The 21,497-nt window shown below is 55.9% G+C and carries 23 protein-coding genes and 6 pseudogenes; 23 read left to right on the top strand and 6 right to left on the bottom strand.

Annotation, left to right across the window (positions count from 1 at the left end; genetic code table 11):
* Window positions 1-102: 102 nt before the first annotated feature.
* The 3 genes from NDI89_RS22205 to NDI89_RS22195 form a co-directional block, all read right to left on the bottom strand.
* Window positions 103-573 (bottom strand): hypothetical protein, encoded by a 471-nt coding sequence (locus tag NDI89_RS22205; protein WP_277524825.1) that lies wholly within the window; start codon window positions 571-573, stop codon window positions 103-105.
* Between the two features lie 695 nt (window positions 574-1,268).
* Entirely contained in the window at window positions 1,269-2,150 is an 882-nt protein-coding gene (locus NDI89_RS22200) for a DUF8172 family protein (protein WP_277524824.1), read from the bottom strand.
* A gap of 213 nt (window positions 2,151-2,363) precedes the next feature.
* On the bottom strand, window positions 2,364-3,482 hold the full coding sequence (locus tag NDI89_RS22195; RefSeq protein WP_277524823.1) for a M48 family metalloprotease: 1,119 nt from the start codon (window positions 3,480-3,482) through the stop codon (window positions 2,364-2,366).
* A gap of 203 nt (window positions 3,483-3,685) precedes the next feature.
* Between NDI89_RS22195 and NDI89_RS22190 the strand changes: the two genes are divergently transcribed.
* The 3 genes and pseudogenes from NDI89_RS22190 (at window position 3,686) to NDI89_RS22185 (ending at window position 5,010) form a co-directional block, all read left to right on the top strand.
* Window positions 3,686-3,964, top strand: a complete 279-nt coding sequence (locus tag NDI89_RS22190) for a hypothetical protein (protein ID WP_277524822.1) — start codon at window positions 3,686-3,688, stop codon at window positions 3,962-3,964.
* Window positions 3,965-3,970: 6 nt separating this feature from the next.
* A pseudogene (locus NDI89_RS23895) lies at window positions 3,971-4,391 on the top strand (DUF7985 family protein).
* Window positions 4,392-4,419: 28 nt separating this feature from the next.
* Window positions 4,420-5,010, top strand: coding sequence for a primase-associated protein (locus NDI89_RS22185; RefSeq protein ID WP_277524821.1), 591 nt, complete (start codon window positions 4,420-4,422; stop codon window positions 5,008-5,010).
* Between the two features lie 241 nt (window positions 5,011-5,251).
* Here the strand turns inward: NDI89_RS22185 and NDI89_RS22180 are convergent, their stop codons facing one another.
* A complete protein-coding gene (locus NDI89_RS22180) occupies window positions 5,252-6,436 on the bottom strand; it encodes an ABC transporter substrate-binding protein (RefSeq protein WP_277524820.1) in 1,185 nt (394 codons plus the stop codon).
* Window positions 6,437-7,191: 755 nt separating this feature from the next.
* Here NDI89_RS22180 and NDI89_RS22175 point away from each other — a divergent pair.
* From NDI89_RS22175 to NDI89_RS24165, 9 genes and pseudogenes are all read left to right on the top strand, one after another.
* Window positions 7,192-7,632, top strand: coding sequence for a DUF8030 family protein (locus NDI89_RS22175; RefSeq protein WP_277524819.1), 441 nt, complete (start codon window positions 7,192-7,194; stop codon window positions 7,630-7,632).
* Between the two features lie 218 nt (window positions 7,633-7,850).
* Window positions 7,851-8,141 (top strand): DUF8069 family protein, encoded by a 291-nt coding sequence (locus NDI89_RS22170; protein ID WP_277524818.1) that lies wholly within the window; start codon window positions 7,851-7,853, stop codon window positions 8,139-8,141.
* Window positions 8,141-8,512, top strand: a pseudogene (locus tag NDI89_RS22165) (DUF7558 family protein). Before NDI89_RS22170 ends, NDI89_RS22165 begins: the two are co-directional and overlap by 1 nt.
* A 26-nt stretch (window positions 8,513-8,538) precedes the next feature.
* Window positions 8,539-8,841, top strand: a complete 303-nt coding sequence (locus NDI89_RS22160) for a hypothetical protein (RefSeq protein ID WP_277524817.1) — start codon at window positions 8,539-8,541, stop codon at window positions 8,839-8,841.
* Window positions 8,842-9,354, top strand: coding sequence for a PIN domain-containing protein (locus NDI89_RS22155; RefSeq protein ID WP_277524816.1), 513 nt, complete (start codon window positions 8,842-8,844; stop codon window positions 9,352-9,354).
* Between the two features lie 31 nt (window positions 9,355-9,385).
* Complete coding sequence (locus NDI89_RS22150) at window positions 9,386-9,721, top strand: DUF8158 family protein (protein WP_277524815.1); 336 nt, start codon at window positions 9,386-9,388, stop codon at window positions 9,719-9,721.
* 93 nt (window positions 9,722-9,814) lie between these two features.
* Entirely contained in the window at window positions 9,815-10,171 is a 357-nt protein-coding gene (locus NDI89_RS22145; RefSeq protein WP_277524814.1) for a ribbon-helix-helix domain-containing protein, read from the top strand.
* Complete coding sequence (locus NDI89_RS22140; protein WP_277524813.1) at window positions 10,168-10,734, top strand: hypothetical protein; 567 nt, start codon at window positions 10,168-10,170, stop codon at window positions 10,732-10,734. Before NDI89_RS22145 ends, NDI89_RS22140 begins: the two co-directional genes overlap by 4 nt.
* 119 nt (window positions 10,735-10,853) lie before the next feature.
* Window positions 10,854-11,057 (top strand): DUF8150 family protein, encoded by a 204-nt coding sequence (locus NDI89_RS24165; RefSeq protein ID WP_486641870.1) that lies wholly within the window; start codon window positions 10,854-10,856, stop codon window positions 11,055-11,057.
* Here NDI89_RS24165 and NDI89_RS22135 read toward each other — a convergent pair.
* Both NDI89_RS22135 and NDI89_RS22130 read right to left on the bottom strand, forming a co-directional pair.
* Window positions 11,017-11,136: pseudogene (locus NDI89_RS22135) on the bottom strand (MarR family transcriptional regulator); the annotation flags it as partial. The gene NDI89_RS24165 and the pseudogene NDI89_RS22135 overlap by 41 nt on opposite strands.
* Before the next feature lie 193 nt (window positions 11,137-11,329).
* A complete protein-coding gene (locus NDI89_RS22130; protein ID WP_277524812.1) occupies window positions 11,330-12,562 on the bottom strand; it encodes an FG-GAP repeat protein in 1,233 nt (410 codons plus the stop codon).
* A gap of 41 nt (window positions 12,563-12,603) precedes the next feature.
* Between NDI89_RS22130 and NDI89_RS22125 the strand changes: the two are divergent.
* From NDI89_RS22125 to NDI89_RS22075, 11 genes and pseudogenes are all read left to right on the top strand, one after another.
* Window positions 12,604-13,071, top strand: a pseudogene (locus NDI89_RS22125) (DNA-binding protein); the annotation flags it as partial.
* A gap of 182 nt (window positions 13,072-13,253) precedes the next feature.
* Window positions 13,254-13,367, top strand: a pseudogene (locus NDI89_RS22120) (transcription initiation factor IIB family protein); the annotation flags it as partial.
* A 243-nt stretch (window positions 13,368-13,610) separates the two neighbouring features.
* A complete protein-coding gene (locus tag NDI89_RS22115; protein WP_277524811.1) occupies window positions 13,611-14,123 on the top strand; it encodes a winged helix-turn-helix domain-containing protein in 513 nt (170 codons plus the stop codon).
* Complete coding sequence (locus NDI89_RS22110; protein ID WP_277524810.1) at window positions 14,120-14,575, top strand: toxin-antitoxin system TumE family protein; 456 nt, start codon at window positions 14,120-14,122, stop codon at window positions 14,573-14,575. The genes NDI89_RS22115 and NDI89_RS22110 overlap by 4 nt, the downstream gene beginning before the upstream one ends.
* A 429-nt stretch (window positions 14,576-15,004) precedes the next feature.
* Window positions 15,005-17,071 (top strand): hypothetical protein, encoded by a 2,067-nt coding sequence (locus NDI89_RS22105; protein ID WP_277524809.1) that lies wholly within the window; start codon window positions 15,005-15,007, stop codon window positions 17,069-17,071.
* A 64-nt stretch (window positions 17,072-17,135) separates the two neighbouring features.
* Window positions 17,136-18,398 (top strand): DUF6498-containing protein, encoded by a 1,263-nt coding sequence (locus NDI89_RS22100; protein ID WP_277524808.1) that lies wholly within the window; start codon window positions 17,136-17,138, stop codon window positions 18,396-18,398.
* A gap of 82 nt (window positions 18,399-18,480) precedes the next feature.
* Complete coding sequence (locus NDI89_RS22095) at window positions 18,481-18,702, top strand: DUF8129 domain-containing protein (RefSeq protein WP_277524807.1); 222 nt, start codon at window positions 18,481-18,483, stop codon at window positions 18,700-18,702.
* A 131-nt stretch (window positions 18,703-18,833) separates the two neighbouring features.
* Window positions 18,834-19,181 (top strand): DUF8013 domain-containing protein, encoded by a 348-nt coding sequence (locus tag NDI89_RS22090; RefSeq protein WP_277524806.1) that lies wholly within the window; start codon window positions 18,834-18,836, stop codon window positions 19,179-19,181.
* 87 nt (window positions 19,182-19,268) lie between these two features.
* Window positions 19,269-20,210: an ArdC-like ssDNA-binding domain-containing protein gene (locus tag NDI89_RS22085; protein WP_277524805.1), complete on the top strand. Its 942-nt coding sequence runs from the start codon at window positions 19,269-19,271 to the stop codon at window positions 20,208-20,210.
* A complete protein-coding gene (locus tag NDI89_RS22080) occupies window positions 20,203-20,415 on the top strand; it encodes a HalOD1 output domain-containing protein (RefSeq protein WP_277524804.1) in 213 nt (70 codons plus the stop codon). The genes NDI89_RS22085 and NDI89_RS22080 overlap by 8 nt, the downstream gene beginning before the upstream one ends.
* Window positions 20,416-20,614: 199 nt before the next feature.
* Window positions 20,615-21,435, top strand: a pseudogene (locus tag NDI89_RS22075) (IS5 family transposase).
* The last annotated feature ends 62 nt before the right edge of the window (window positions 21,436-21,497 follow it).

Here is a 21,497-nt window from a genome sequence, read left to right as displayed (position 1 = left end):
CGTCTTCCAGTAAGAAGAGTCGATATCGGCGTCACGAACTGTGAATTTCTCAGTGCATCTATCGCGGAGGGATGGCATACCGCGATGCACGGGACCGACCAGTCAGTCGGTCACGTCTGGGAAGCAGTTGAGCTCAACGGTGACGAAGTCGACGGCTTCCCCGCCTGTGTTCACTGCGACGACCCGGTACCGACCGTGGAACGGTCGGTGGCCCAGAGATTGCTCGTACAGAAGCTGTCCCTCGTTGACGCCTCCCTTGTTCGCCATCAGTTCGGCGTCGTCCGCTGACACTGGAATCGTATACGTCAGCGTGTCTGCTGAGTCATACACTTCGAGTCTGTCGATGTCGCTTTCTCGAACGTCCTCGACGGATAGTGGAACTGTGAGCCGCACGTCGCCGTCTTCGACTATCCCGCGTGCGCCGGTGTTTAGAATATCCCCGTCACCGTGATCGGACGCGCTCGTTTGACAATCGACTGTATCGGAACCACCCGACTCTGATCCGCTGCAGCCGGCCAAGCCAGTAATGGCCGCACTGCCGACGGTGGCTAGCAATCTTCGTCTGGAGGGCATACAACAAAATTCTAACCTATTAGGAAACCTCTTTTGGATCTTCTCACGGACATCGAGATACCTACCGCTAAAGCGGTGGAATTCAGTGTGGAGTCCCGTTCTGGCACCAGATGAGCGAGAGAATCTCCGTTCACGTTCAGCGTCTCACTTTTCAAGCGCACGCCCAAGGTTCGCCTCCGTCGCCCCCAGTCTGGTTGCGTTCGAAAACCGTGTCTCGATTTTCGAGCCAACCAGAACTCCGCGAGTTCTGATGGCGAGAGAACAAGGCTGGGTATCTCTCGAGATTTCACTCATCTATAAATTAATTGTCATAATCAATTACCACTGTATAGCGGTTCTTCGTACTTGAAAGTATGTAATGGAAACTCAGCCGTGTAACTATTGGTGAAAGTCAACACCCTATCGGTTTCATCACCCGCCTAAAGTCGGGTGTATTCACCTTGCAGTCTCTATAACGAAGGATCTGAATCCTGTGGTTTGGTGAAAATTCGTCCGAAAATTGACTCTCCAACACACCCGTCCTTTCTGCTATTTCAGACCCTGTTTTCACCGGTGGATTTATGCCTCCTAGTGAGCGACCTAGAGATATGACCCTAGAGGACAACATCCGAGAATTAGAGGAACGTCTCGGAATGAGCCGGAGCGAAGAAGTGGAAGAGGCCGGCCGGACCGTCGCTCGTCTTCAGGACTAATTCTCACTCGAGCTCTTTGAGTTCGTCCGCGAATTCGTGCTTTGTGAGTCCGCCAGTATCGAGCAACTCGGTCATTCCCGCACGTCGAACGGCCTCCTCAATAAATTCGATCCACAACTCTTCGTGCCGTTCTGCGTACCGTCTCCACCGCTCACTTCGCTGCAGATCTAGCTCGTACTCCTCGAGCGCGATCTCGATATCGTGCTTTCGCACGAGCACGTCGCATCCGAACTCCTCGAGATACTTGAACCGGCCACCTTTTCGTCGAACTGTCAGTAGTCTCTTTGACTCGTTGATGTAGTCGTTGACCCACTCCATCCAATCATACTCGTCGGCCTCATCGAACTGTGTCGCCGTCTCTGGCATCGAGAAATCTGGATTCACTCGTCTGAGATAGAGCTGGCACATCCCGATAGCCGTTCGATGGTTCGCGTTGGGAAGCGCGTGCTTAAGGATCAAGTTCGAGACCAGGCGACCCGCCACCTCGACCGCTGTTCCGTTCCAGTCGATCTGATTGAGCGCGGGTTCGATCTCTTCGGCCGCGATGTCCTTGTACGCCTGGACTCGCTTCCCTTCCTCCTCGTAGTTCTCTTCAAGAATACTGTTGAAGACGTCGACTAATCTGGTCGCGATGACGCCGTTCGCTGGCTCCATTGAGTCGATATATTCGACGAGGTCGTAGTCGATATCGTCTGCGGCCCCGCTCGCTCCGGACATTGTATAGACGACGTAGACGGTTCGGTCCAACTCGAAGGACTCGACCTTGACCGATTTGTGGCTTTCGTAACCGACAATGCGCTCCCCTACGTCCTCCAGCTCAGGGCTGACAAAGTCCACCGAGAACTGCTTGTCCAGTTCGTGGTGGTAGGGAACCCGGTTTACCATCTCGTTCTCGGCTGTACACCCCCATTCATAGTAATCACACCGATATGTCTTCGCTGCCAATCGTCTGAAGAGAAAACGAGAGTAGAGAAGTGCTGCGGACTACCTCTCGGATTAAAATCGGGGACCATCGGTAGACTGGGTGTTTGTTGGGAAGATATTGGTAGTGCTGGTTTAGTCATCGCTTAGTGACCGTCGACAGGTCCGAAACTGGAGTTACCGAAGTCGATTTCCGTCCCGGAGTCGGTTGATTCGCTCTTGTAACGGTGGGCGACTCTTTACAATCGTCGTCATCCCTTTCGATGGCATATCGAGATTCTGTTCGGTCGCCATCTCCTCCAATGCGTCCGCAACTGTTTCATATCCGACTTGAGCGGCCGCATAGTCGTCCGCGCGATGAACCGCTCGTCGCGCAGCCCACAGTATCGGTAGTGGTAACAGCAGTGCAAGTGCGATCAAGACTGTATACCCCAGTGGAGATCCCCACGCGAGCGTCGCCACGCCAGCGATAAGGAATGTGAATAACGGATAGGTCTTGATCGCTCTGTAGTGATACTTAATGCTACCAGCATTCGCAGCCAGTAGCGCACCTAGTGTCTCGTCATCGAATTTCTTCAATGCGAACTCGGAAATATACAGATATCGCCGCCCGGGCAGTCCGCGAATATAGATCTCGACCGTCTCATCAGCATCGGTGAGTATCCAGATGTCATCTATTTGGAGCCCGGCTCGTTCACACAGGGAGTCGAACCTGTCATGGTCGTTCTTCCCAGGGTCACGGACTGATCGGAAGAGACGCGGGAGAACTGGGCTTACGAACGGAAGCACAAGCAGGATTAGTATGAGTGTCAGTGGAGCCAACCCCAGATCTTCACCCGTCACAACGCGGACGAACGGAACGAAAAAGATAGTCAAAAGGACCGCTAAGACGGCGATGTACCTGCCCATTCGACGAACGGCAGTCCACGTCGACACCTCGATTTCTCTCGCGTCTCGGATTGCGGGAACAACTACAGCGTATGCGGCCAGTATCACACCGCCCGTGAAGAAAAAGAGCGTGACCTGTGCTGCAACGTCAGCGGCCATTGATCGCACCGATCGTGGAACAAATCCTGAGAGGAGGGTGGCGACGAGACCCCGAGCGAGGTCGTCGACGGAAGCAAACATGAATAGAAGATATGCGCCTCCAGCGAATGGAACGAGAGTGATCAACAGCCGACGAATCCACACGGTCGGGGCAGATGTTCGGAGCGCTAAGCGGGAAAGTACCCAGTATGTGGGCAGCGTCACGAAAAGAAACGCAAGTACCAGACTAATCTGAAGAGCGAGGAGCATATGTAACGCTCATAAAATCAGGTACTTTAACATGTTCGTTTCCTCGCAGCTCAATAATTACCATCTAAAAGGCCAGTATAATTTGTTCTATTGTAACCATTATTATATTATTTTATATTAGTCTAATCAAAAATATATCTGCTATCTCATGGATGGGACAGTATGTACCGGGACTGAGCCGGTGCATATCCAGATTCGCATGTATGATTACACGGTCAGTCACTATCGAAGAGATCGATGACTTGTTCCTGATATGGAACGACCATATCAACGCCTCTGCCCTCTATCGCCGCGCACTCCGCGAGGAGATGGACGTTCGAGGTGTCGATCCTGATGAACTTCGTGACCTCTTCGAGCGGGCCCGTGAGCAGGGCTACACACTCGAGGAGATCGCTGAAAACACTAATCGATTCGCCGATCTCCAGTCGCTCGTGGAGGACCAGCAACGCCAGCCTACGGCTGGAGATGCCACTGATGAGTAACTCGCTATGTCCCAGGATATCAACTCCTCCGAACCCGAACCTAGCACCGAAACGGAGCCATCGAGGACCAGTAGAATCCCAAAACAGGCTGCATTCACCATCGTCCTCCTAAGTCTGTTTGTCGTACAGCCTGTCGCGGCACAGAGTAACGCAGTCTGTAGTGCGGACAACCTTCCCAGTATGATCGAGGGCTTCTTTCAGCTAACCACTGCACTGGGAATCGTCGGCCTCGCCATCGTCTGGCAGGCAGACTCCCTTATCGAGATGTTTACCCTCAATCCGGAGCAGAAGAGGGGGACTCAAACGTCACAAGCGCTCGGCGATGAAGTCCGCAGTCATCCTCGTCGTTCTTGGCCCACTGTACACCGTCGCCGGGTCGATGATGAGCCTTCCGCTGGCGGAGTGTGTCGACCTCGTCCCTTGGTAGTCACTCTGCTCCCCCCATCGTGAGTCCCATGTTCCACCGAAAACTCTCCGTGTTCGTGGCCGCTGTACTCGTGACAAGCATAGTAACGGGTATCGTCGCAGCTGATCCACCGCGGCCCGGCACGGAGGGGAACGGGCTCACTGAAAACGAGTCTGCATCGCTGTGGTCACACGATGCGGACACCTACATCTCCCAGGAGGAGTACCGCCAGCGATACGGCGAGAATCGTTCCGCCGCTCACCAAGTCGCCAATGGAACAGATATTACGTTCAAACGGCCGCCCGCGACCGCTACAACGTGGACGCGAAACGACTTCGAGGACCTCGACGCTGGTGGAGCAGACACCTCCGTGCATCCGCCACTCGCGGACCTCGAGGACGTCTTCTCCCGGTGGCCATGGTACGACGAGCAGGAGACCGAGTACCAAGTCCGCTACGAGTTCTCGAACACGATAGACGGCGACACGCCGTTGCCGATGAACTGTGATAACGATGATCTGCAGCGCTACTGTATCGGCCAAGACCAGTGTCCCTACTCGATCTGGGGAAGCCTCCCGTTCCCTGATGAGATGTACGAGCAGGTTGAGGAGGAGTCCGCTGGTCTTACTGAGCAATTCTGAGTGACCGATTTTGCCTCAGTTTTCGAGTATTGAGCTGAAGGGGTTTCGTGGCAATCCTCAAATCAGATATAAACAGCGTGCTGAATACAGAGGATAAGTTCAGCACGATAATCTCGTTTGTTTCATGCCCAATCTACTGGATCAGCCGTTCCGTAGATATGCGTATTGACCGGTGCGATTCCCACCAATCAGCGTATCTCTTCAAAGAGTTATACTAAATACGCGCGTAGCGGTCTGGCGGTCAGTTGTCCCCTGTGATGATCTCAGCAAGCGCGTCACGGTCGAACAACTGCTCCTCCGCTGGAATATCGGGGAGTTGATCGTCGGTCACATCACCCGGCCACTCACCGAACTCGTCGGGGTAGAGTTGCTTGCCGAGCATCTCCGTCTGGAAGAGGTTGATAATTGGGCCCTGATAGGGTGTCCCTCCGATGAAGACGTTGTCTTCCTGAACGGCCGTGAGTTTCTGCCCCAGAGAACTGCTTCGTAGCTCCTCGACAGTCGCTTGCGTGGCATCCTTCCCGTCCCAGTCACGGTAGTTTACGGCGAAGTGGAGGATGATAATGTCAGGGTCTGCCTCTAGAAGCCCTTCATACCCAATAGTTATCCCCGACTGTCCGTCGTACTGCCCGTCGAACGCGTCAACGATCTCCATGTCACGGTACTGCTTCTTCCCGTACGTCTTCTCGAGCCCCGTGTCGGGGTTGTATACGGTGAACCCTTCCGCAGTCTCGGGGTTGTTCCGTGCGTTCAAGACAGCGACGGTCGGCTTGTCCGACTCCGACGGGACCCGCGAGCGCATCTCCTTCTGGGCCGTTCGATAGAACTCGTTGAGCGCTGTAGCACGCTCAGACGCCTGAAACAGTTCACCATAACGTTCGACGAACTCAGGAATCGTGTAGTAGGGATACGACTCACCGTTCGGCCAGTTCGGCCATCCGTCACCCCTCTTGCGGCGGCTCACGTTCCCGAAGAACGGCGCAATAGTGTCATGGATCTCCTGAACCTCGTCCTTGTCGCTGCCGTAGTACGCGATGTAGCGGTTCGGGTCAGTAGCGAGCAGGTCCGGGTCGAGTTCGTACAGGAGTTCCTTTCGGACACCCCAGTCTTCGGTCAGGACGCGGTCGAGTGAGTCCGGATCAGGGACGGACACACCGGGTAGCTTGTCGTAGAATCCGGTGAACCAGAACTGTGGGCCTTCAGCCGCGATAATCTTCTCCCCTTGCCCGAGGGCGGTCATGACGTCGGCCGCGGCCCCCCAGCCGCCGACGAAGCTCTGGGGGACAGATTCGCACTCGAGTGTCCCGACCGGCTCCATCGTCGCCGTGTAAGTCGTGTCCGCCGTATTCTCCGTGGGTTCAGAGCCGTTGTCCCCAAAACAACCCGCCAATAATCCACTACCGACGACTGCTCCGCCGTACTCCATGTAGTCACGTCGCGTTGGTGCGTCTGCTTCGTTAGTATTACGCGCCATATTTTTAGGCTAGCCTAAATTCCACAAATAGGTTTCGGAATTCGATATTGTTAGACGAGACGAGCGAAGTCGAACGAGATATCCGTTCGTCGCTGAATTTATCCCCTGTACTGAGCGGTCACCATCTTCGTAAATCGAGCCGAATCTCGTGCGACATTCGCGCTGTGTATTCAGCATAACCGCTGGAGCGTATCATATACAAAGTATTTCACAGAGCCAGATCAATCTAAATCCTCGTCGAGCAATTTCAGCGGGTAACACGATCAGAATCGATGGAATCGGGGTATTTCACGATTCGAAATGCCGAGCCAGAGTACCTCGAGAGACTCAGAACGGGTGAAGCAGTGGCCACCAAGAACACAGAAGCGTCCGATATCGCCTTCGTTACCCCGCCGTCGAGCAATTTTTGAGATCACAGCATTATCCTGGAACTCGTCGAGGCACTTTCTACGGACTCAAATCATCCCGACGAGGTTCTTCTGCGATTTGAGGGCGTTATTTCGCCTTGCATATCGCGGTTTTCGTCCAAAGAAAGAGGCGATATGCAGTGTGCGAAGGCCGCCGGCTCTCTTAGGCCGAGGGGCCGTCACAGGGGTACTGAAGTCAAGAAAGTATCAGATTTACGCATAGGTTGAGCGGGTGCGTTTCGGTGGTGTCCATCGGCCCCGCGAGGGGTGGCAGGGCGCATCACGTGCCCCCGATGGACGATGGCTTCGGAACGACTCAGTGAGACACGATCAGCGTATCAAGCAGGAACCAACCCCGACGGTGAGGCCCCGTGGACGGATCTCGAGGTGACGGTCCCGATCAACCGGGATCACGCGTCGGTCGTCGCCCTCGTGGAGTGTGCTCTCGTCGAGCTCACGCACGAGGCCGTGGGCGCCGTCTTCGTCTCCCGGCAGGTCGGGCGGTCGGCGCGGACGCAGTACGTCGCCGTCGACGACGTCGGCGAGCAGTTCCAGAAGCGGCACTTCGACGACCGGCTGGGCTGGCACGAGACCACCGTCCCTCGCCGAACCGTTCGCGACGAGCTCATCACCCAGCTTACGCGGTCGGCCTCGACACCGGCGGAGCGGTCAGATGAAGAAGCAGCCAGCGAGCCAGACACGTTCGTCGTGAAGCCAGTTCGAGATCTCCGAACGCCGTAGCGGCTAGATTTAACCAACATTCCCGACCGCTGTCGGCACAGTGTTGGTTAACGCTGGGGCTGGATCCACTCCCTCGCCCCCACCTACCGCCCGACTCCTCGAGTGAGTGTATCCTGGCGGATGGGCGTTCCGAGGAGGTGCCGAATCTGTACGCCATGAGTTGTTTGTCAGCGCCGGGAGGCGTGCAGCGCGCGACGGCGTGCGCTGCGTGACTCACCATGCCTGGTCCCGATCCTCACGACGACACGAATAGCAACTACGAACAGTTCGAAAAAGAACTGCTCGCCCAGGACCGCGACGCCGCCGGCGTCGACACGGCGGACATCGACGACACGGCAGCCCAGAACCTGGTCAACGACCTCGTCGACGCGGACGTCGTCACTTCGGTTCCTGAAGACCAAGTTCTGGTCCACGAGCCGAGCGGCGCCGCGTTCGACTCATCGACCCAGCTGGCCGTCTTCCATCGTGGCTGGACGGCCGGCCGCGACGCCGACGCGGAGGGTGAGTGATGCAACGAACCCTCGTCAGCTGTGCCTTCTGCGATGTCTTACCCGGTACCGAGACTGGCGAGGCCCACACCTGAGGACAGGACGAGCGGGTCACCCACCCAATCTGCGTCGACTGCGCGATTCAGACGGAACCGGATCCCAACGAACGCGATCACGTCGCCTGTGACGGCTGTGGACTAGTCGTTGACATGCTTGCAGCGCTCACGCGATTCCGGGTCGAACTTGGGTCTCTCAAAGGCCCGTTGCAACTGTACGAGCGCTGTAGTCCGGGCGGGCTTGCAACGTACTGGACGCGCGACCTCGAGGAGAATCTCGTGAACAAGTGGCGCTCAGCCGAGGTAGGCTCACATCGTACACGCGAAAACGGCTAAGTGCGTTGGCTCACAATGTACACATCATGAGCACCGATAAGAAGCGCGTGCAGTTTCGGGCCCCCAATCGGCTCATCGACCGGGCCGACGCACTGGCCGCAGTCCTCGGGGAAGACCGAACAGACGTCCTCGTGACCGCGCTTCGGGAGTACCTCCAAGACGCCGCTCACGACGACGCACTCACCCAGGAGATCGCCGCCGCCTATTACGACGATGAGATCACCTTCGAGCAGCTCAAAGCGCTCGTCGGAGCCGAGGAGGCGGCAAGCCTCCGGGTGTTGAAACAGCAGTTGGACGAGGACTTCATCGACGAGGTCGCCGACGCATAGATGTCGCGGCTTATCGCAGACGCTTCCGCCCTCGTGAGTCTCGGCATCGTTACTGACGATGACTCCGATCCACTCACACTCTGTCTCTCCCGGTACGAGGTCGTCGTCCCAACGGCAGTCATCGATGAACTCCAAGAGATTGCCTCGTACGATGACGTCCATGGACACGCCGCATCCGCCGCACTCGACCAAGCGGAGTCATTCGAGACACAGTCGATCGACCTCGATGCCGAGTTTCCGCTGGACGACGGTGAAAACGCGGCAGTCACGCTCGCGAACGATCTCGATGCTGCACTCTTCCTCTGTGACGAGTTCAACCAACTTGGCTTGATCCATGCCTCACTCGCTGATACCCGACTCGTCACGACACCGACGCTGCTCTCGGTTCTCGTTCGAACTGAACACCTATCAGCTGCCGATGCGCGGCTGCTCCTCGATGAGATCAGCGACGCCCGTAGCTGGGGCGCGAACAGTTATGTGCAGCGAGCTCGCTCATTGCTCAAGGATCCCTGACACCGAGAAGGATACCTCGAAGTGAACAGAAATGGCCGATAGCGACGCTCTCTACGACGTTCGTGAACGAACCAAGAATCCCGAGCACGCATCAGTTGACGATGTAGTCGAACTCATCCTCGAACGCGCACAGCATCCCCGGACAGAGCACCGGGACGCGCATCTCGACGAGATGATGACTACTGTCGTCGACAGGTACGGGACCGAGCCCGTCCGAACCGTTATCCATCGAATCCTCGTCGACCACTACCCCTTTCGGACTGCCACGCACGACCTCGAGATGCGCAACGTAGATGGCATTCGTATCGGGACGGCAGCCAGCCAGTTCCTCGAAGAACTCAACGCACAGCGCAACAACCGAGTCTAGCGAGATTGATTCCTGTCGCCAGAATGTTGATGGGGCAAGCTCTGTGCAATCCCCGAAACCGTTATGGGCCTATGTGCAGAACTTGCACATAGGATGAGTGCAAGCGACGATCCGCGACGGGTTCACTTCCAGTCGCCGGAGTATCTCGTCGACCGGCTGGACGCGATCGCGGAGCTCTTCGACAAAGATCGGACGGATCTGCTTGTCGAGGCTATTCGCGAGTACATCGAAGATACGGCCGACAGTGAGACGTTCCAGGAGCTGGTCGCGACGAAGTACTACGACGGTCAACTCGAGTTCGAGACGGTCAAGCAGTTGGTCGGCGCCGAGACCGCCCAGCGGCTCCGCCTCCTCAAAGCGGATCTCGAGGGCGAACCACTCGATCTCGGCACCCCCGATGACGTCGACGTCTACGATGGGGATGTGACGACGGTCGACGACGATCGATGAGCGGTCCACGACTGCGAACAGTCGTCGCCGATACGAGTGCGCTCGTCAGTCTCGCAGTGCCCCGTGCAGATGCAGCCATCGGTACCGATGTTCCCGACCCGTACCAATACCTGCTCACCTCCTGTGACGTGTTCGTCCCTCCAGAAGTAGTCGCAGAACTCCGCGACATCACGCAGTATCAGGACATCCACGCCGCAGCCGCGAGTAACGTCCTCGCGGCCCGTGGCCACTACACGGTCGAAGATCCGTATGCGCACGACGACACCCCAGACGCGCGACCGACGTTCGGCCTCGATGACGGCGAAACTGATGGCATCGTCCTCGCGAACGCGCTCGACGTCGACGGGTTTCTCACCGACGAATTTGGCGGCACGAACTTCCCACTGATTCACGCTGTGCTCAAAGGGCCGCGTATCGTCCCGACACCGCGGCTCATCTGCGACTATGCTCGGAACGGCTATATGACCAGCGACGAAGCCCGGAAGTTGTTGACAACGATTAGTCCACATCGGAGTTGGGAAAACAGCCCCTACGTCGCTCAGTTGCGAGATCTCCTCGAGTAAGCCCCAATCGAACGTTACAGACGTATCTGGGTGGAAAGGACTGTATTTGTCTTTTGAGAAACAATTTAACACCGAGCAGCTCGAAACGTACGCCAAAGAGCTTGGAGTTGAAGACTACGATGCTGAACTCACAGGAGTTTGAGGACGATCAACGCCGGAACACGGAGCGACGGCGTGCCATGATCAAGCGCTGGGCCGAGTATGTTCGGACGCGCAACGATTGTGAGTGGTCACGCCAGCAGAATCGCCTTATCCGCCGGCCGAGGTTGTCGCCAGCTGAATTCATTCGGCCTCGAGGTTGCGAGCATCGAGCTCACCGGTAAGGTACTGCTCCCCCTTACGGGTGATATCATAGACACCGTTCCCGAGGTGGACGAGGAGTCCGTATACGACGAGCGCCTTTGCGTCCGACAGTCGAATCTGCTTTGTTTTCCCTTGGCGGCTTGCCTCAACGAGGCCAGCTGTCGGAAGACGACCAAGACGGATGCTCTGAGTACCTAGAGTAGATATCGATTCTCTAACACTCGCTTTTCGAACATAGTGTCAGCGTTTGCTGAATTCAGAGGATTCGCGTTCTGAGAGCGACCGCAAGTCACTACTCGTAAATATAGACAAAACTCTCCTCGGAATCTCTGCCTGCGACGATCGTCGTTCCGTTCCTGGTCGCTATCGCGTCGCCGAACTGCTCGGTCGTATCGGGCGCTGTGAAATATATTCCTCGCGATTCGTTTGTACTAGACGGCTGATCGAGGTTGTAAACCGCACCGACCGAGTCGCCGAACTGAGCATGCGGTGCGCCGACGAGCAACGTATCGCCATCTATTGCGACTGTGTTACCGAAATACTGATGTGAGCCACCACTGGTTGCAGTGTACATCTGCTCGCGAGACCATTGTTCATCTGAGAGGCCGAACACGTACGCTGTATCGTTGATATAATCGCCGATCAATGCCTTCCCATTGACCACCGAGACCGACCAGCCGAAGTGATCCTTCCCTGTCGCTCCGGAGAGAGTCGTCCGATGACTCCAGGTACCGCTCGATCGGCTGAAGACGTGAACGACGCCCGATCCCGTGCGTCGACGCTTCGGTCCTGACTTCGGTGGCGCTCCGACCAGTATCGTCTTGCCATCAGTCGCGATTGATCTGACGATCCGTCCGTCATCCCGACTAGTATCAGACAGCGTCTGTCGCCGCCTCCATTCCCTGCTTTCGCGCTCGAAGACATCTACGAGCCCGTCGCTGTCTGCTGTCCGCAGGACAGCCGTATCATCGGCCACCGCCATTGATTCGATGTAGACGCCCTCGGTTAGCTCCGTCGTCAGTTGCCAGCCGTCACCGTTCGATCGCTCGAACACCGACACGGGAATTCGCGACGTCCCCGAATAGTTGTACTCGTTGCCGACCAGCAGCGTCGACCCGCTGGCTGCGATCTGTCCGCCGAAATAGTCGCGTTTGTGTTTCCGACCAGTCAGCGTCGCTGTCTGCTCCCATCCAGTCCCCGATCGTTCAAAGACGGCCACGATTCCGGCTTTTTTGACGCCATCGGGAGCAGCTTGGGGCACGCCGACAAAGACAGTATCACCCGTCGTAGCGACCTCCTGCCCGAACGATTCCGATCGGTCGGAGCTGCCGAGTGTGGCTACTGGAGAGCGGGGTTTGGAAACCTCGGTGAACGGCTTTGGTGAGACAGTCTTCCAGTTCTCGCCTTCGGATTTGGGACTGGTTCCGTTCTCCGAGAACACCTCCAGACAGCCACTGATTCCGGCGAACGTGCCCCCTGCGAGATATCCTAGGATTGTCCGCCTTGTATACTCGTCTCTCATCATAGTTCTCTTTCGATGACTAATGGGGTATATTCTTTGTACTAGATGAACTGGCGACAGTAAACGTGGAAGCGGACCGACTCGCGACGCAGTTAGATGGCTGGTCGCGTGCGGCGATCAGTCGACGGCTGGCCGAAGCAATCGTCGACGGCACGGACGTGACGAGTGCGGTCGTGCGGGTGTTCGAGGAGTTGCAGACGGCGCCGGGACAGGTTGTTCCCATCGGGAAGCTCGAGGACGTCGATCGCAAGGAGGTGAGTATCGACGGTCGCGTGACGACCCTGTGGGAGAGCGACTCGCCGAGCATTCAACAAGTCGGACTCATTGAGGACGATAGTGGGAAAACGAAGCTGACGTCGTGGGTCGCGAGTGACCAACCCTAGATCGAAGAGGGTGAACGCGTTCGCATTCACGGGGCGGCGAAGAACTGGTACAATGGGCGCGTCTCAGTCGCTCTAACCGGCTGGAGCACCGTTATGTTCCCCGAACGCGGTCGGTGGTGGGAAGAATAGCCAGTCGGAGCAGCCTTCTTTTTTGGTGTGTGCCGGACCGACCCAAACCCCGCCATCCCACCCTCCGCTCCGTGCTCGCTTCGCTGCGCACGCAGCCACGACCTTGAAAAACGGTCTGACCCCGGCGAGGATCCCCTATAGAGTCTATTGTCTCCTCAAGAGGTGAGGAACTCGCCGAACTAATGGGGTCCCTGACCACGGTGAGAACGATGACAACTAGAGACATCTACGAAACTGGCTTCGACGAGGATGTGCAAGCAGATTCGAGTCCGAACCAATGCCCCAAATGCGACGGATGAGTCACGACGAACGCGGTCGAAACGGTCTGCGAAGACTGTGGCCTTAAAGGCGGGGTAGGAACGGGGGCAGCGGGTGACACAAAGTGATGTTTCCGAGTCCGGAAACGCCACGTCAACTACGGTCCGGATGCATCTCGAGACGTTAGCGGAGCAGGTAGCCCGACAACACTCCTGTACAATCGCTACCGTTAGATATTTTTCTCAGGAAACTATTTGTTCCTCGATCGCGTAGCACCCAGTATGACCGAGACGTGGGACGACGTCAACGAGCAGGTCAAAGCGGACTGGAAAGAAGACACCACGCCGTTCGAGCGGGTGTACGAAATCGTCGAACAGACCCACGATGGGCAGTCGGCAGCCGATATCGCCGACCGCGCCCTCGTGAGCGAACCGACGGCACGTCGACACTGCAAGGCGCTTGTAAACACCGGGTTTGCCGAGACGGAACAAGAGGGCCAAACGACGCTGTACAAGCGAAACAGCGACCGAGTTTTGATGTCCCGGATCCGCGAGCTTCGTGAGGAAGCCGATCGGCCGGAGTTGCTTGAGGGCATCAAGGACATGAAGGCCGAGATCCGGCGCTATGAGGACCGTTACGACGTGGTGTCGCCTGAAGAGCTCAGTCAGCAACTCGACGCCGACGAGACGGAGGGCTGGGACGACCTCACCACGTGGCGAACGACACGGCAGAATCTCGCCGTCGCCCAGGCGGCACTCGCCTACGACGAGGCCAGCCACCAGCTTGCCGTATGAGCGAGGACGACCGTGCCGGCGAATTTGGGCCGATCTATCTCCCGGCGCTCCAACGAATTCGTGATCTCTGGCTCGAGCTTGAGCCGTTAGTCGACGCAACCTCGTACGATGACGTCGTCGCTCCCACGGAACTGCAGATCAGTCTCAGTGATGGGCTCGGCGACGCCGAGAACGCTCGGCTCGATATCCAGTGGAGCGAACTGGGAATGTATTCGTTTCACTACGTCGATAGCGACGACGTCAACTGGCGCTTCGATCGCCACCCGAATACACACTCCTCGGAGATCCATTTCCATCCCCCGTCTAAGGCCGCTACGACGGCCGCCGAGCCGTCCTGTATCGACGTGACCGAGGTGTCACTCGTCACTCGTGCCGTCCATGCGATGTGGCGAGCAGCGTACGAGAACGACGACGTCGACACTGACGCGAGCTCCCGGATGGGATCAGCCTGAATATGAGTCAAGAAGACCGAAGCGAGGCACTCATCGAAGTGCTCGAAGGTCATGCCGAAGACCAGGGGCATGAGCTGCATCGAGGACGTTGTTCCCCGAGCTAATACACAGTTCTTCGTTGACCCACTCGTAGCCCTGAATTTCTTCAGCAGCGATCGGAGCGGTTGCCAGCGGGGCAACCAGTAATGATCTCAAGAGCACTGACGGCCAGCAGCACGACCGGCTCGATGTCCGTACAGTCCTCCGGCGTTGCCTGGTTGGTAAGCCAGCCGGTCACTTGCACCCCATCAAAATCACGAACGTGAATTCGGTTCGAACATAGCAGTACTTACCACTTGATATATCCATATATGCTATTTTATGACATTATTTTCAAATTGTATTTTAAATCGAAAAACATTTTATATCTAATATTTAATCCCATGGTACATGCAGAAGAAAAAGCCAGAAAAAGGTGTGAAACGACGGAATGTTCTCAAATCAATAGGTGCTACCAGCGCGGGAGTCGCTGCATTACCATCGATTTCCTCGCTTGCTGAGGCTCAGGTATTCGGTAATGCCAGTGCAACCCCTAGCACTATTGATAACACGTCGTTGCGATCACTCGTAATCGAATCTTCTGGTAAAGTTGAGTATGAATTCACTGTGACCGGGCTCTTGTCGGCGAATGATGCACCGTCCGAGACCATCAGCAACGGGACCGGCTCAGCTACGCTGGAGAACGAGACACATGAATTCTCATTCACCGGTGAGTTCACTGCTTTCGATATTGCCGGTGATGCTACTGTTAGGGTTGATGGAGAAGCATTTGATTACGAGACGTTCCCACACAACACGCTTGTGATTGCTACCGGTGGGACTGTGGACTATGATATTTCGGCGACCGGGCGTGTGGAGGTCGAGTCTGAGACATCAGAACGGCCCAGCGACCGGCGCGTCACTGGCACGGTTCACAGTACACATGGATGGTCATTCCATGCGATCACGTACGCTGGCGAACTCACCTATCTCGATACTGGGAGCCAAACGGATGGTTCAGAGGTAGTCGTCGTCAAGAACGGTACCGAAATCGATCCCGATCGCCCACTCCCTTCGGTTAAGCCCAGTCGTGCAAGGGTCGAGTCACTTGGGAGTGCGCATGATTACTACCTGCATCTGGGATGGGACGTCGCTACTGAATCCGGCGGTGAAGTTGTCGATCGTACCGACTACGGGATGGCTCAAGCGACCGCAACGTCCCAGACTACTACCTATTCGTACAGCGGCGCTTTCCAATTCGTTGTCGTTCCTGATGTCGGACTTGTTAAGAACAACCCGAAAGACGACACCGTAGCATGTATCTCCTTGGCCGATGAGGAACTGTCAGTCACAATTGTTACCTCTAACGGGTCCACAAAAGAATTATCAGCTACATCGGAAGCTCTCAATAAATCCGAAGTGAACGTTCAGATAACGAATATCCGAATGGAACCTGAGGATCAGCAAGGCCCTGAAGGAATTGAGGTTAACTTGGAACCAAACGTAACGGCCGAGGCGGCCGAACGTGCCAAGAAGCTTCACTTGGCTGCCGAGCTAGAGCGAGAACCGGAGTTCGAAGCGGTCGCCAGACGGGCGGAATCGACGAGTGGCCGGATTCGATACGATTCGGCCGGGATAACGGCTTTTCGCATAAGTAGAGGTAGCAACTCTGCTGATCCGGCACAAAGAACTCTGTTCATTGGGGCTAAATTCGATCTCGCAGATGTCGATGGAGAAGATATCGTATCAGCAAAGATCGCAAAGAACACATCCACTGGAGAAGTAGTGGAAGGCCAGATCATCAAACGGCTCCGAACGGAAAACAACGTTCCAGAGGGGGTACAAGTAGAACAACTCGATACCAAAAGTCTTGGAACGGCTACGACCTCAGGATCTGCAGAATTCGAAAGTGCCGCTGTGGAATATGATACGGATCAGCTGTCACCGCAGTCTGTCACTCAGGAGGCAAATACGCAGAAAGTAGGTGATCTAGCCGTTAACACCAACGGCCTCATTGATATTCCGGATTGGCTCATTCCGGATCAAGTGAAAGAGATGATCGACGACGGTGTTGATGTCGCTGTGGATATCGCGAACAGCGGAGTACAAGTTAGCTTGTCTGGGTACGGAGCTCTCAATGACTGGGCGTATGAAGCCGGTAAATTCCAAGGCTTTTCTAAGAAAGGCGCGATGGCACTAAATAAGGCATTGGCTGCCCCTAGCCCATTCGTAACTGCTCTTAATGAATTCAACCAACAAGGGGAAGTCACTACCTGCAGTTGTTGTATAACTTTCGGAACAGTAGCTCTTAGTGAAGGGGTCGGAACAGCAGCGACAATGGGCTGTACCGCTCTTGGGGGTCCTGTTGGAGGTCTTACCTGTTCGGTGTTCTTTAACGTTTTATCAGATATGCTCGTGCAACATGACAAAGTAGAGGTAGCACTGGAAAAAACATGTTCCGAGGCTAATCTTTGTTGATAGATTTATCATCTATTACCCAGAAGAGATGAATATGTGAAAATACCACTATATTACGTTTAGTATGAATTCTGAAGAAGCAAACAGCTTTTTCGCATTTCCCTTGCGGGTGGTGTACGCTATTATGATCGCAAATCTCCTTCCGCTGATCGGGTTCGTAGGTTTCCAGTGGGGAGTGACCGAGCTACTGGTTGTCTACTGGATTGAGGCCGTGATCGGCACCATTGTCAGTATTGCAAAAACGTTTCCGGCCCGACTTGTAGACATCCCGTTGCCACAGCCACGTTCCAAGCCGTTGCTCAAGAGCCGACATGGAACACTCAGTATTGGGCCTCTCACAGGCTGCGTTCGAAACGCGTCAGTTATTGGTGCTCAGTTAGGGTTTCTATCCGCTTTTTGCATTTCGGGGCTCGCGCTGTTCGTTCCGTCATCTTCAGTCTACTATTCATCACACGAGACGGTCGAGAGCGTTGCAGTCATCGCTGGCATCCTAGCGGGGACACATTTCTTGACCGCAAAGATATACTTTGACAAGCAACAGTACGATCGAGCCCCAGCGAGGCAAGCGTTTCAATCGTGGTTCAGGACCGGCGTAGGCGTTACTCTTGTCGTTGTCTTATTGTGGCTTCGAGATGGGGATATCACCGGTTCCGGACTGGCATACGTACTCGTTGCCGGAAAAATCGCGATGACATTGTTGTTCCGGTGTCGTGACCGAAACCGGTTCGAGGTGACCGACCACGACGTGAACCCGTTCGAAGATCAGACCGGTGGTGGGTTAGACTTCCAGGCTGTTGGCGTGACGGCCACTACACTACCTCGTGTGGAGCGACCGACTACGCAGCCGCAAGCAACGGCCCGTCCGAGTATCTGGCGGATTCTCGGAGTTAGCCCGATTCACGGGCTATTAATTTCTCATACTGGTGGTGCCATCTTCTTCCTTATCTTCGCACTATTTACCCTCGTATTGGATGTTCAACTGATTCTTCCACTTATCTCGTTCACTACTGCACTGGTGTTCGCTGTGGTGCCCGTATTGGTGTTTATATTACCACGACACGCGACTCTGGTGTACGAGTTCTACGACGAGCAACTGGTCTGTCACGATCACTGGCTCGAGGAACCGGTCTGGCGACTCGCATACGAGGATATGACGGGAGTGTCCCTCGAGCGCGGGCTCGATGCTCGAATCGGAGGATACGGAACAGTGGTCATCGAGACGGACGACGGTCCACCCGCTCGGCTGTCGTATCTCCGGGACTACGACGAAGTCATCGACCGTCTCGAGCAGATCATTGAGGGCGAATTAGGGCATATTCGGAAGTAAGTAACCGTCGCCGAAGATCAGCCGGACAGAGAGTGAGCAGGTGCTGTTTGTCGTCGCCTTGAGAACGCGGAGGCGAACACCAGTGAATGACTCGTCAGATCAATCTGGAGAATCAGGTGGTCTTACACCGAAGCAGCGTCTCGAAGCACCGAATCACCGATTGATCGAGGCTGGTGTCGCGACGATTCCAGATATGGAGACGCTCCAGGAGTGCGTTGCCTACGAGAACGCACACCAGAACCGGACGCAAATTCTGCGACGGCTCAAGTGGAAGGCGGAAGAGTTGCGTGAAAATGAAGAGTAAGGTCCGCTCTTAACCAACAATATGCGAGTTGGTTCACCTATTGTTGGTTAACAGTATGTAGTCCCATGTTTTTTGCGCCCCCAGAGAGGGCGAGGGCTCCATCGAGGGTCCTCGTCCAGAGGTGACTTCCTGTGAGTCAACAACAGAGTGCCGACAACGTCTCAATCGACGACATCCCGGTTGATATCGATAACACGCAATCAGAGGACATCGATCCCGCTGACGTCCCCGACGAAATCAAGTCCATCACCCGTGGGCTTGCCGGCGAGCATCCACCAACGAATCCGCTGGTCGTGCTGAAAGCTGCTCGCTGGTGGCACATTCACGGCAAGGGCGGAACGGATCCCGCCTTCCGGTGGGCTATCGAATGGGCGCGTCACCTTGCGACCGACACGCCTAGCGACGTCGGGCGGTTCGACGAGTTCCTCAAGTACCTCGTCACAGTCGGCTTCGCTGACGAACCCCACGAACTCCAGTAACCGAGATCTCGGTTTTTTGTACGCCCCTGAGGGGTGCGGCGTATCCTGAACTGGCGCAGTCGCCGTGAACTCGATTCGGTGAGCACAATGGCAACGACCAGTGACCCGTCGGTCTCCTTCAATCAGACCGACACGCGATCCGACGAGATGAACAGTACCATCGAACAGTGGATCGACGACCTCGTCGCCGGCGTCGATGACGCGCAGGCCAGCGCAGAGTTCCAAGAGTGGCTCGACATCCAGAGTCGCTTCCACGACTACTCCTATCGGAATACGCTCCTCATCAAGCGGCAGTGTCCCGAGGCGAGCCGGGTGGCGGGCTACCGGACGTGGCAGGAGGAGTTCGACCGCCACGTGAAGGAGGGCGAGTCGGCCATCTGGATCTGGGCACCGATCATCACGACGCAGTGCCCGGAGTGCGAGAACTCGCCGAGCTACCACGAGGACAGCAACTGTGACTACGACGAGACGCCGCCCAAAAAGTGGTCGAAAGGCCTCGTTGGGTTCAAGCCCACCCCAGTGTTCGACATATCTCAGACCGAGGGCGAGCCGCTCCCTGACCTCGAGACGGAAGCGACTGGTGATGCCGGCGACCTCGTCGCTCAGCTGACTGAGACCGCTGACAAACTCGGCGTGACGGTTCAGATAGTTCCAGACGAAGAGTGGACGCACGGGGAGGCGAAGGGTGTCTGTGAGCAGCTGAGTCTCTTTGATGCGCAGCCGCTTGTCGAGGTTCGTGATCGGGAGAACGATGCCGATCTCGCACGGACGCTGATTCACGAGTACGCGCACGCCTTGCTCCACTTCGACGTCGACGACAACACTGAGCGGTCGAAGCGGGAAGTCGAGGCTGAGGCCGTCGCGTACGTCGTGGGCCAGTACTGCGGTCTCGACACGAGCGGCTCTGCGTTCTACCTCGCAGCCTGGGAGTCGGACGATCCGGAGGTCGTTCGCGACCGGTTCGAACGGATCAGTTCGACAGCTGCCGAGATCATTGATGTCATCGACGGGGTGATGGATGATGAGTGATCGAAATCTACTCCTCGAGCTCGTCACTGCGCTCGAAGAACAGGGACTCGGTCGTGACGAGTACCAACTGCACCGAGTGATCGATGTCGAAGCGCTCGAGCAACTCGTCGACTCAGCAGGTGCTGATCTCGAAGTCACATTCTCGGTTGGTGAGTTCCGTCTCTGCGTGACGCAGTCCGATGTGCAGGTTCTTGAAAGCCCATAGTAGGAGAATCTAGCTGGTTCTCCTATCGTATCGTACTCGAGGAGCCGCCGATCTCGACAGTCACCGCCGGGCTGCTATGGACGGGGTGTGTCTCGAGTCCTAATCCAGTGTCCACACCCCATCGTGTCCAGTGTCTTCTCATAATCTGGCTTTGTTGAAATCCTCAGAGAGTCACATATTTGGCCTGTAATTCCACGGCATGAAGGCCCTCCCAAAGTCACAGATCCTCCGGTTTACTGAGAAAGCGATCCATCTGGCACGCCGAACGGTCTCTCGATACTCCTCAAAGTTCTCCAAACACCGCTATACACTTCCGCAACACGTTGTTCTGATCTGTCTCAAAGTGCGGAAGAACACGACCTATCGTGGTCTGCTTGACGAACTGATCGAGGTGCCACGCGTCCGTCGAACCCTTGGCTTACCGAACTTCCTGCGCCTTCAACACTCTGTAAGGCGTTCAACCGGCTTGATATGGCTGTGTGGCGTGTTATATTGACCCTCTCAGCGACGCTACTTCCGACAAGCGGAGTTGTTGGTGTTGATTCGTCAGGATTCGACCGCAGTCACGCTTCGAAACACTACACGAAACGCGCTGAGCTTACGATTCAGCAACTCAAAGTGACGTTGTTGGTCGATGCGAAAGTAAACGCGAGTCTCGATTTACACGTGACGACGACACGAAAACACGATAGCCAGATCGCTCCGTCGTTGATCAAGCGCAATCCCGAGAATATTGACATTCTGCCCAGTGACAAGGGCTACGACGACCAGAAGATCAGACGGCTTGCCCGTCAATACGAGGTTCGGCCACTGATGAAGCATCGTGAATTCACATCGTTCCACAAGGCATGGAACGCGCGCTTAGACGCTGACCTCGACGGCCAGCGGAGTCAATCCGAGACTGTCAACTCAACACTCAAGCGGAAGTACGGTGCGTTTGTCCGGTCACGACGCTGGTGGAAGCAGTTCCGTGAGCTCACCATCGCATGTCTCACTCATAATGTAGACCGATCACTCTGAGAGATCAATACAGGGACTCAAGAATCGCTCAGTACAGATAACATACTTACTACGGCCGAAAG

The sequence above is a fragment of the Natrinema salsiterrestre genome (assembly GCF_029502005.1).
In the GTDB taxonomy this organism is placed as follows: domain Archaea; phylum Halobacteriota; class Halobacteria; order Halobacteriales; family Natrialbaceae; genus Natrinema; species Natrinema salsiterrestre.
This window is presented reverse-complemented; position numbering and strand designations above follow the sequence as displayed.